The sequence below is a fragment of the Vibrio sp. J502 genome, from assembly GCF_025397955.1.
Lineage (GTDB): Bacteria > Pseudomonadota > Gammaproteobacteria > Enterobacterales > Vibrionaceae > Vibrio > Vibrio anguillarum.
Genome location: NZ_CP104554.1, coordinates 2,067,052 through 2,078,015 on the forward strand (window position 1 = coordinate 2,067,052; position 10,964 = coordinate 2,078,015).

Sequence of the window (10,964 nt, forward strand, 5' to 3'; positions counted from 1 at the left end):
CAATTGAGTTAAAAGGTAACATGAATGAGTACGGACAAGTTGTATATCGACAAGGAATTGAGCTGGCTTTCGTTTAATGAACGCGTATTGCAAGAAGCCGCAGATAAAACCGTGCCTTTAATCGAGAGAATACGGTTTTTAGGTATTTTTTCTAACAATCTGGATGAGTTCTATAAAGTTCGCTTTTCCGATGTAAAACGGCAAATTTTGATCAACCGAGAACGTGGTGGTAACGATACTACCAAGCATTTGCTGACACGAATGCAAAGTAAGGCGTTCAAACTCAACCAAGATTTCGACAATCTCTATAATGAGCTTATTTTAGAAATGGCACGTCGCCGTATCTTCTTGGTTAATGAAACGCAGTTGGACGAGACTCAGAAAAAATGGATCACTAAGTATTTCCATAAAGAAGTGCGCCCGCATATTACACCGCTGCTCATGACTGACGACATTGATGTCATGCAATTTTTGAAAGATGAATACGCCTATATTGCCGTTGATCTCAAACACAATGACCGCAGCCAATATGCGCTGATTGAAATCCCGACAGACCACCTACCGCGCTTTGTCATGGTGCCGGAGCAAAAGGGCAAACGCCGCAAAACCATCATCTTATTGGACAACATCATTCGCCACTGCCTTGATGAGATTTTCCGCGGATTTTTTGACTATGAAGAGCTCACGGGTTACGCGATGAAAATGACACGTGATGCGGAATATGACTTGCGACGGGAAGTCGAATACAGTTTGTTAGAACAGATGTCAGAAGGGTTGAATCAACGCTTAAGTGCTATGCCCGTACGCTTTGTTTATGAACGAGAAATGCCGACAAAAATGCTTAAATTTTTGTGCGAAAAACTCAAAATATCGCACTATGATAGCCTTCTTCCTGGTGGTCGTTACCATAACTTTAAAGATTTTATTGGGTTCCCAAACGTGGGGCGTGACTATTTAGAAAACAAGCCGCTACCACCCATGCAATGTGCTGACTTTGAAGGTTTTGCCAATGCATTTGATGCGATTCGCGCTCAGGATATTCTACTTCACTACCCTTACCACTCATTTGAACACATTACCGAGTTGGTAAGACAAGCCTCGTTTGATCCCAAAGTGATCAGCATCAAAATTAATATTTATCGTGTTGCCAAAGATTCTCGCCTAATGAACTCGCTCGTCGATGCAGTACACAATGGCAAACGAGTGGTGGTAGTGGTTGAGTTACAAGCACGGTTTGATGAAGAAGCCAACATTGAATGGTCACGTATTTTAACCGAAGCGGGGGTCCAAGTAATTTTCGGTGCTCCCGGATTAAAAATTCACTCTAAATTGCTGCTCATTAGCCGCAAAGAACAGGACAACATCGTTCGCTACGCACACATAGGCACGGGCAACTTCCATGAAAAAACCGCCCGTATCTATACGGACTTTTCACTCCTGACCGCCGACAATGAAATTGCTACCGAAGTACGAAACGTGTTTGGCTATATTGAAAACCCTTACCGCCCAGTTAAATTTAGCCATCTCATTGTGTCGCCAAGAAACTCTCGTATTCAGCTTTATCGATTAATCGACAGTGAAATCGCCAATGTGAAACTTGGTAAAAAAGCCGCAATCACTTTAAAGTTAAATAACTTAGTGGATAAAGGGTTGATCAATAAACTGTATGGTGCGAGTAGCGCGGGCGTACAAATTAAGATGATCGTCCGGGGCATGTGTTCACTGGTTCCGGGAATTGAGGGCGTGAGTGACAATATCAAAATCATCAGCATCGTTGATCGCTTTTTGGAACACCCTCGTGTCATTATTACGCACAATGATGGCAACCCGCTGGTGTATATCTCCTCTGCCGACTGGATGACGCGCAATATCGATCATCGTATCGAAGTAACGACACCAATTCGTGACCCACGTTTGAAACAGCGTATGATTGACATAATGAATTTACAATTTACCGATACAGTGAAAGCGCGCTGGATAGACAAAGAGATGAGCAATAATTATGTAGAACGTGGTAACCGTAAAAAAGTGCGTTCGCAATTTGCCATCTACGACTATCTTAAGAATGTAGAAAGACAGACCAGAAAGAGCAAAGAACCCTTACATGACAATCAACCCAACTAATACTATTCGCGATATTGCGGCCATCGATTTAGGCTCTAACAGCTTTCATATGGTGGTGGCCAAAGTCGTCGATCAAGACCTGCAACTGGTGAGCCGTCATAAGCAACGTGTACGCTTGGCGGCTGGGTTAGATGAACAAAAAAATTTGGATGCCGATGCCATAGAGCGAGGACTTGAATGCTTAGCAATGTTTGCCGAGCGGCTACAAGGTTTTGAACCTGAAAACGTTCGCATCGCGGCCACGCATACGCTGCGTCAAGCCAATAATGCTCATACATTCTTGCAACGAGCCAAACAGGTACTGCCTTTCCCTATTGAAATCATTCCCGGGGCTGAGGAAGCACGCTTAATTTATTTAGGCGTGGCACATACTCAACCTCAAGCAGCGTCTATGTTGGTGGTGGATATCGGTGGCGGTAGTACCGAGATGGTGATTGGCCAAGGGTTTGATCCAGACCTAATCAACAGCAAGCAAATGGGATGCGTCAGCTATACTGACCGTTACTTCGCTGATGGTAGGCTTTCAAGCAGAAACTTCGCTCATGCGATATTATCCGCCGAGCAAAAAATCGAATCTATTGCGGCGAAATATCGCAAAAAAGGGTGGGAAGTCGCCTTCGGCTCGTCAGGAACCATCAAAGCCATTCACGAAGTACTGATTGGTTTGGGCTTTGATGATGGCATCATCACGCTTGAGCGGGTCAATAAACTCATTGAAAAACTCTGTGAATGGCAAAGTATTGATGAGATCGAACTCAGCGCATTGACTGACGATAGAAAACCCGTTTTTGCTGCGGGAGTTGCCATTTTAAGCGCGGTTTTAAAATCGCTGCGTGTGAAAGAGATGCATTTTTCTGATGGTGCATTACGAGAAGGCTTGCTTTATGAGATGGAAGATCGGTTCAAGTATTCCGATATCCGTTTACGCACCACTGAAAACCTCGCGATGAAGCATCTAGTCGACTTAGAGCATGCCGCTAAAGTCAAAGGCCATGCAAAAGAGTTTCTACAGAATGTGACCCCAGAGCTAGGATTGAAAAAAGGCAGCGAACTGTTTGATCTTTTGGAATGGGGAGCGTTATTGCATGAGGTGGGATTGAGCATCAACTTACAAGGCTTTCACCGACACTCTGCTTATATTCTGCGTCACACCAACATGCCCGGTTTTAACAGCGAACAGCAACAGGTACTGTCGACCTTAGCGCGCTTTCAACGCAAATCCCTCAAGCTGCAAGAAATGAATGATTTTACGCTGTTTAAGAAAAAGCACATCATTGGCCTCATCCGTGTGTTGCGTTTAGCGATTGTTGTCAATAGCCAACGTAATGATGATCCTCTTCCTGAGCTGACGCTCAGCGCAAAAGATGATGAGTGGAAACTAGAATGTGAAGACGCCAATTGGTTAGAAAATAATAAATTATTACATGCGGATCTGATGTGCGAACAACAGTATTGGCGAAGTGTCGGTTGGCAACTCAATTTTTGATTTGAGCAGTTGGATTTGATAAAAAATAGCGAGCGTTCAGCTCGTTATTTTATGCCCACTTTGGCTAGTTCTTGCAAAGCAAACTCGGCACTGACAGGCACATAACCATCTTTCCCAACGATCGCTTGTCCTTGCTTAGAAAAAATGAAACGAATAAATTCTCGCTGCATGGGTGGCAGATCCTGATTAGGGTGTTTATTCACATACACATACAAATAGCGAGATAACGGATAAGCACCTGATAGAATATTTTCATAACTTGCGGCAATAAACTGATCGCCTTGTTTGGCTATCGGAATCAATTTCACACCAGAAACCTGATAACCAACACCAGAATAACCGATAGTATTGATCGATGAAGCAACCGATTGTACAACCGATGCCGATCCCGGCTGCTCGTTTACTCCCTTTTTGAAATCGCCACCACACAGTGCGTTTTGTTTGAAATAGCCATAAGTTCCCGACACCGAATTTCGGCCAAACAGTTGAATTCCCCGCTTGGCCCAATCCTCATCAATGCCCAATTGCGCCCAAGTATTAGTCGGTTGTGTTGCACCGCAGCGTAACGTGGATGAGAAAATACTGTCTAATTGAGTAAAATTAAGCCCTTTGATTGAATTATCTCGATGTACAAAAATACCAATGGCATCTATCGCAACCCGCAATGCCGTCGGCTTATAACCGTGAGCGCGTTCAAATGCTTCAATCTCACGACCACGCATCGGGCGACTCATTGGGCCAAATTGCGCCGTTCCTTCAGTTAAAGCAGGAGGCGCAGTGGAAGAACCTGAGGCTTGTACTTGAGCATTGATATTTGGGTAAATCGTCTTAAACTCTTCAACCCACAGCGTCGTCATTCCTGCCAGTGTGTCTGACCCCACCGATAGCAGGCTACCTACAACACCGTTAGTTTTTGAGTAATCCACGAGTGGCTGAGCGCTCACGGCGTTCGTGGTAACCAGCAAATAAAAACAGAGAAAGGCTGTAAATATGCGATGTCTCATGACGGCACAACCAAACGTTTAGGCAAAATAAAAGAGAATTTGCTGCCAACGCCCACTTCACTGTGAATCTGCAAATGCGTGTCATGATGTGACAATGCATGCTTAACAATCGCGAGCCCAAGCCCACTTCCTCCGGTATCTCGCGAACGAGCTTTATCGACACGATAAAAACGTTCCGTTAAACGATGTAAATGCTGTGGCTCGATCCCTTCCCCTTTATCCACCACGTCTAAACAAGCACCTTGCGCGTTTTGATACCAACGCACATTAATTTCCGCTCCTGGAGGCGTATATTTGACAGCGTTATAAACAAGGTTTGATATAGCACTGCGTAGTTGATCTTCATCGGCCAATACTTTAAGTCGCTTATCGACATCAAAATGCAGTCGGTGATGATGATCACCACTTAAACTGATCGCTTCTTTTTCAAGTACTTCCAACATAGCCGGAACATCAACCATTTCATCCAGCTCATGCATCGGCGCCGCTTCAATTTTTGACAACGTCAGCAGTTGATTGACTAAACTGTTCATGCGGTTTAACTGTTCAGTCATCACTCCATGTGCCTTGGGCCACATCGGCCCTACCAGCATGTCAGGGTCTTCTGTCATCTCAAGATACCCTTGCAGCACCGTCATTGGGGTTCTCAGTTCATGAGAAACGTTAGCAAAGAAATTTCGGCGCATGCCTTCTAACTGTTTCAACTGAGTGACATCACGCACAACCATCAAATGCTCACCTTCTGTGTAAGGCACAATACGCAGCTCTAACATACGCTCAACATTAAGTGGAGAGCGCATTTCAAGTGGTTCTGTGAAATCATCTTTTTGCAGATATTTGATAAAATCAGGGGTGCGCAATAAATTTGAGATAGGTTGACCTGCATCGTCTGGCCAGCGAAAACCGAGTAGGTGCTGTGCAAGTCGGTTACACCAAACAATGTTCCCTTCATCACGAAACACCACCACCGCATCGGGTAGCGACTCAGCCCCGTTACGAAAGCGGCGGATCAAATTGGTCAGTTCTTTGCGTTTTTTACGTTGGCGTTGCTGTAAACGATAAATCCCATTAAACAGGTATTCCCAATTTCCAGTCCCAGAAGGCGGCGTTAAACGTTTTTCATCCCACAACCAAGCCGACAAGCGCATTTGGTTATGCAAATGCCAAATTAATTGCAACGCCGTAGCCGCTAGCAGCAGCCAAGCCATATGGCCAAAGATCCAGCCAACGACAATCCAAGGAGAGTAAAAAAAAGCCAGCTCCCAAGCCAGCCTTTTCCACGTTAAACGTTCAACCATTTCGTACCTTAATTAATCCTTTATGTTCTGGATGAAAAGCGATAGCCGGCACCACGCACTGTTTGAATTAATTTATCATGGCCAGCCTCTTCTAACGCTTTTCTCAGACGGCGTATATGAACATCGACAGTGCGGTCTTCAACATAAACGTTGGTACCCCACACATTGTTCAATAACTGTTCACGGCTATAGACGCGTTCTTGATGCGTCATAAAAAAGTGTAGCATTTTGAATTCCGTCGGCCCCATCTCTAAGGCATTATCATTAGCCATTACTCGATGAGAGACAGGATCTAACTTCAATCCTTGCACGTCGATCGCATCTTCCAGTGCTGTCGGTGTGACGCGCCGGATAACTGCTTTCAAACGAGCGACCAACTCTTTAGGCGAAAAAGGTTTGGTTATGTAATCATCCGCACCCACTTCAAGGCCGCGAACTTTATCTTCTTCTTCACCACGGGCGGTTAACATCACAACCGGAATGTTGCGTGTTAATTCTTCACGCTTCATATGCTTAATAAAGTTGATACCACTCCCGCCGGGCAACATCCAATCTAATAACACAAGATCGGGAAAGGGTTCAGCCAGTTTACTCACCGCCGTGTCGTAATCTTCCGCTTCAACAGCTTGATAACCTTTTTGCTCAAGCACGAAACACAACATTTCGCGAATGGGTGCTTCGTCTTCAACAACCAGAATCCTTCTAGACATTTGAATAACCTTTCTATGTAATCAACGCTATGCATTATGGGAAACAATTATGACACTTTTGTGACCTTTGCAAACAATTTTTCATATAAGTTTCTTATCAAGTTCATGATTATATTTTGAAATTGATTTAAGACTTTAGCTTTCAAATCCCCTATCATGTTGCGTCTTCTAATTAAGTAAGAGAAAGAATATGTGGTTTAAAAACTGTATGGTTTATCGTGTTAATCGCGATGTAGAATTCAACGCCGATCAGCTCGAAAAACAACTGGCCGAATTTCGTTTTACGCCATGCGGCAGCCAAGATAAGCAAAAATTTGGTTGGGTTAACGCAATGGGTAAACACGGCGACATGATGACCCACGTTTCTGAAGACCGTATTCTGATCTGCGCGAAAAAAGAAGAAAAGATGTTACCTGCTTCGGTCATTAAAGATTCTTTGAATGCCAAAGTTGAAGCGATGGAAGTGGAAGAAGGGCGACCTCTCAAGAAAAAGGAGAAGGAAAGCCTCAAGGAAGATATTGTCATCGATCTCCTACCTAGAGCATTTAGCCGCAGCAATCTCACCTTTGTGCTTATCCTACCCAAGCAAGGCTTCATTTTAGTCGATGCAGCAAGCTACAAAAAAGCTGAAGACGTTTTATCGCTGCTACGCAAAACCATGGGTAGCCTATCCGTAGTACCTGCGATCCCAGAACAAGCGGTAGAAACAACACTTACTCAGTGGGTTAAAAGTGGTGAACTGCCACCAGGGTTTAGCTTGTTGGATGAAGCTGAATTAAAGTCATTATTAGAAGATGGTGCAGTGATCCGTTGTAAGAAACAAGAACTGACAAGCGATGAGATCTTAAGCCATATTGAAGCCAATAAAGTTGTCACTAAACTGGCATTGAACTGGCAAGATCGCCTGAGTTTTATTCTGGCTGAAGATTGTAGCATTAAGCGTTTGGCATTTAGCGATGAACTCAAAGAACAAAATGAAGATATTCCACGAGAAGAGCAAGCGGCTCGCTTTGATGCCGATTTCTCATTAATGTGTGGTGAAATGTCGGCATTTTTGCCTAACTTATTTGACGTTCTCGGCGGCCTTCCTCACCCGAACGCTTAACAAAAGCCTCATGCAAAAGCCCAATACCCTTAAAAGTATTGGGCTTTTTTGTATCACTTACGATCCCTACTAGGCATAAGGTTATTTTTAACGTAAAATTTGCGCCCCTCCAATACCATCAGGTGGTATTGGCCTGACTTGAGATCAGATTAGAGAAAAACGATGAGCACACATACCCCTTTTGTCCCCGAGCTACTATCACCGGCGGGCAGCCTAAAAAACATGCGTTATGCGTTTGCTTACGGTGCAGATGCCGTTTATGCCGGCCAACCTCGTTATAGCCTTCGTGTACGCAATAACGAATTTAACCATGAAAACCTACAAATCGGCATCGATGAAGCACATGCTTTGGGTAAAAAATTGTACGTGGTTTGTAATATTCAACCCCACAACTCAAAACTTAAGACATTCATCCGAGATCTAAAGCCTGTGGTTGAAATGGGACCTGATGCGCTCATTATGTCTGACCCAGGGCTTATCATGATGGTTCGTGAAGCATTTCCTGAAATGCCTATTCACCTTTCAGTTCAAGCCAATGCTGTTAACTGGGCAACGGTTAAGTTCTGGGCATCTCAAGGCGTTGAACGAGTGATCCTATCACGCGAACTTTCGTTGGAAGAAATTGAAGAAATTCGTGAGCAATGTCCAACGACCGAACTCGAAATTTTTGTTCATGGCGCATTATGCATGGCTTATTCAGGTCGCTGTCTATTGTCTGGCTACATTAATAAACGTGATCCAAACCAAGGAACATGCACTAATGCATGTCGTTGGGAATACAAAGTTGAATCAGCCAAAGAAGACGAAACAGGTCAAATTGTCGAGAAATTTGATCCGGCAGCAGTTCAAACTATCGAGATACAAGAAGAGCGCCCTGATAATACACTTGGTTTAGGCAAACCGATTGATGATGTGGTTTTGCTTTCAGAAAGCCATCGTCCAGAAGAGAAGATGGCCGCTTTTGAAGACGAACATGGCACCTACATTATGAACTCAAAAGATCTACGAGCCGTACAGCATGTAGAACGATTGACGAAAATGGGCGTGCATTCATTAAAAATAGAAGGCCGTACTAAATCTTTCTATTATTGCGCTCGTACAGCTCAAGTGTACCGCAAAGCAATTGATGACGCAGTTGCAGGTAAACCATTTGATGAAAGCCTGATGGGCACTTTAGAAAGCCTTGCACACCGTGGCTATACCGAAGGTTTCTTGCGACGCCATACACACGATACTTATCAAAACTACGACTATGGCTATTCAGTCTCAGATTCACAGCAATTTGTTGGCGAATTTACGGGTAAACGTCGTGGTGAAATGGCTGAAGTTGAAGTTAAAAACAAGTTTATCTTAGGTGATAGTTTAGAGCTGATGACCCCAAGAGGGAATATTGTCTTCAGACTTGAAGCAATGGAAAACCGCAAAGGTGAAATTGTTGATGACGCAAAAGGAAACGGTCACTTTGTTTATATCCCGGTTCCTGAAGAGTTGGATTTAAACTTTGCTCTGTTAATGCGTAACTTGAATGCTGGCCAAGATACTCGTAACCCCGTAGGCAAGTAGTTATGGCATTATTGATCACCAGTAAATGCATTAACTGTGATATGTGTGATCCGGAATGCCCAAATGGCGCGATCTCTATGGGCAACCGGATCTATGAAATTAATCCTAATCTATGTACTGAATGCAAAGGACATTACGACAAGCCCACCTGTCAATCCGTATGTCCGATAACAAACTGCATCATTACCGATCCAGAACACATAGAAACTGAACATCAACTACTTGAAAAATTCGTCGTTATTCAAGGTTTAGCCTAATCATTGTAAAAGAGCCCAATCGTTAAGATTGGGCTCTTTTTTATCGGTGTGCTAAGCCTTTACTGTTGAGATAGTTCAACATATGAGGTCGAGATTCTTGTGCTAATTTAGCCGTTACCTCTGTAGACCAAGCCGCTTGCTTGGTATTGGAAGAACGCGTCTGATAATAAGCCCTCATCGTCTCATCATATTGCTCTATTTCAGCATAACTCAAAGCATGGTAGGTATTCTCATGAACAATTACCTCAGGAGATAAACGAGGTTTTAGTTGTGGATTCTGAGCCGGACACCCCAAACACATACCAAATAACACTGCGCAATATGGAGGAAGCTCTAATAACTCATCCACTTCTTTAGGTGAATTTCTTAAGCCGCCAATATAAACACCACCCAATCCCATCGATTCTGCCGCCAATAAACAGTTTTGTGCCATGATCCCAGCGTCTACAGCGCCAATCAAAGTGAGTTCAATCAGCTCTGGTTTTACCTCAGGATTAATGGCGTAATGACGTTGGTAGTCAATGCAGAACACTAAAAACTCAGCAGCGCTTGCAACATAAGCTTGGTTGCCCGCCAGTATAGCCAACTGCTCGCGTTTATCTTTATCCGTAACACGAATGATTGAATTAACCTGTAATAGGCTCGATGATGATGCCGCAATACCAGCAGAAATAATTGTACTCAGCTGATCTGGAGTTATCTTCTGATCGGTAAAAGATCGGATAGAACGATGTGCAAGAATAGTTTCAATGACTGGATTCATCTTATATTTTTCCCTACGAGGATATTGCCATTATCTTAGCAAGCATTACCTACGGACGCCGTAAAAATGCAAACTTAAAATTAGCACAGAAAAGATCGTTTTAATGCAGTATGGGGGCGATACTTTTATTGAAGTTATTGAAGAACAGGAATGTTCTAAAAAAATAATAAGGAGATGAAAAACAGTAAAAAGCCTCAGCATTTCTGCGGAGGCTTGATAGATGGCAGGGGTGGAGAGATTCGAACTCCCAACACGCGGATTTGGAATCCGCTGCTCTGCCAGTTGGAGCTACACCCCTAAATAATTTATGCTTCTCATTGAAGAAAACCTCAACATAACTGCTGAGGCTCTTAATAAGTGGCGGAGCGGACGGGACTCGAACCCGCGACCCCCGGCGTGACAGGCCGGTATTCTAACCAACTGAACTACCGCTCCGCAGCGTGTCTGGTTAGACAATATTCAAAGCCTGGCGATGTCCTACTCTCACATGGGGAGACCCCACACTACCATCGGCGCTGTTGTGTTTCACTTCTGAGTTCGGCATGGAATCAGGTGGGTCCACAACGCTATGGTCGCCAAGCAAATTTCTTAATTCGGAAAGCTGTTTCGTTCTCATTCACACATTCAATGTTCTTCCATTGAGCCCACAAAACC

At 43.9% G+C, this 10,964-nt stretch carries 9 protein-coding genes, 2 tRNA genes and 1 rRNA gene; 5 read left to right on the forward strand and 7 right to left on the reverse strand.

Features of this window, described 5'->3' with window-relative positions; genetic code table 11:
- Positions 1 to 24: 24 nt before the first annotated feature.
- Positions 25 to 2,124, forward strand: a complete 2,100-nt coding sequence (gene ppk1 / locus N5E84_RS09555) for a polyphosphate kinase 1 (RefSeq protein WP_013857518.1) — start codon at positions 25 to 27, stop codon at positions 2,122 to 2,124.
- A complete protein-coding gene (ppx, locus tag N5E84_RS09560) occupies positions 2,105 to 3,610 on the forward strand; it encodes an exopolyphosphatase (RefSeq protein WP_019282113.1) in 1,506 nt (501 codons plus the stop codon). The genes ppk1 and ppx overlap by 20 nt, the downstream gene beginning before the upstream one ends.
- A 44-nt stretch (positions 3,611 to 3,654) precedes the next feature.
- Here ppx and N5E84_RS09565 read toward each other — a convergent pair whose 3' ends face one another.
- The 3 genes from N5E84_RS09565 to phoB are packed head-to-tail and all read right to left on the reverse strand — an operon-like array spanning position 3,655 to position 6,622.
- Positions 3,655 to 4,614: a PstS family phosphate ABC transporter substrate-binding protein gene (locus tag N5E84_RS09565; protein ID WP_010320433.1), complete on the reverse strand. Its 960-nt coding sequence runs from the start codon at positions 4,612 to 4,614 to the stop codon at positions 3,655 to 3,657.
- Positions 4,611 to 5,912, reverse strand: a complete 1,302-nt coding sequence (gene phoR, locus N5E84_RS09570; RefSeq protein ID WP_019282114.1) for a phosphate regulon sensor histidine kinase PhoR — start codon at positions 5,910 to 5,912, stop codon at positions 4,611 to 4,613. The genes N5E84_RS09565 and phoR overlap by 4 nt, the downstream gene beginning before the upstream one ends.
- 20 nt (positions 5,913 to 5,932) lie before the next feature.
- Positions 5,933 to 6,622 carry a phosphate regulon transcriptional regulator PhoB gene (gene phoB / locus N5E84_RS09575; protein ID WP_019282115.1) on the reverse strand — a complete coding sequence of 230 codons (690 nt, stop codon included), beginning with the start codon at positions 6,620 to 6,622 and terminating at the stop codon, positions 5,933 to 5,935.
- Positions 6,623 to 6,812: 190 nt separating this feature from the next.
- Here phoB and rdgC point away from each other — a divergent pair, with 190 nt between their 5' ends.
- From rdgC to N5E84_RS09590, 3 genes are all read left to right on the forward strand, one after another.
- Positions 6,813 to 7,727 (forward strand): recombination-associated protein RdgC, encoded by a 915-nt coding sequence (rdgC, locus tag N5E84_RS09580; RefSeq protein WP_019282116.1) that lies wholly within the window; start codon positions 6,813 to 6,815, stop codon positions 7,725 to 7,727.
- Between the two features lie 162 nt (positions 7,728 to 7,889).
- The gene (gene yegQ, locus N5E84_RS09585) at positions 7,890 to 9,290 is read left to right on the forward strand and encodes a tRNA 5-hydroxyuridine modification protein YegQ (RefSeq protein ID WP_019282117.1); all 1,401 of its coding nucleotides are present in this window, start codon (positions 7,890 to 7,892) and stop codon (positions 9,288 to 9,290) included.
- A gap of 2 nt (positions 9,291 to 9,292) precedes the next feature.
- Positions 9,293 to 9,547 carry a YfhL family 4Fe-4S dicluster ferredoxin gene (locus tag N5E84_RS09590; protein WP_019282118.1) on the forward strand — a complete coding sequence of 85 codons (255 nt, stop codon included), beginning with the start codon at positions 9,293 to 9,295 and terminating at the stop codon, positions 9,545 to 9,547.
- Positions 9,548 to 9,587: 40 nt separating this feature from the next.
- Here N5E84_RS09590 and nfsA read toward each other — a convergent pair whose 3' ends face one another.
- The 4 genes from nfsA to rrf all read right to left on the reverse strand — a co-directional run bounded on the left by nfsA (position 9,588) and on the right by rrf (position 10,890).
- The gene (gene nfsA, locus N5E84_RS09595) at positions 9,588 to 10,310 is read right to left on the reverse strand and encodes an oxygen-insensitive NADPH nitroreductase (RefSeq protein ID WP_019282119.1); all 723 of its coding nucleotides are present in this window, start codon (positions 10,308 to 10,310) and stop codon (positions 9,588 to 9,590) included.
- A gap of 221 nt (positions 10,311 to 10,531) precedes the next feature.
- Positions 10,532 to 10,608, reverse strand: a tRNA-Trp gene (locus tag N5E84_RS09600).
- A gap of 60 nt (positions 10,609 to 10,668) precedes the next feature.
- Positions 10,669 to 10,745, reverse strand: a tRNA-Asp gene (locus N5E84_RS09605).
- 29 nt (positions 10,746 to 10,774) lie between these two features.
- Positions 10,775 to 10,890: ribosomal RNA gene (gene rrf / locus N5E84_RS09610) — 5S ribosomal RNA — on the reverse strand.
- Positions 10,891 to 10,964 lie beyond the last annotated feature (74 nt).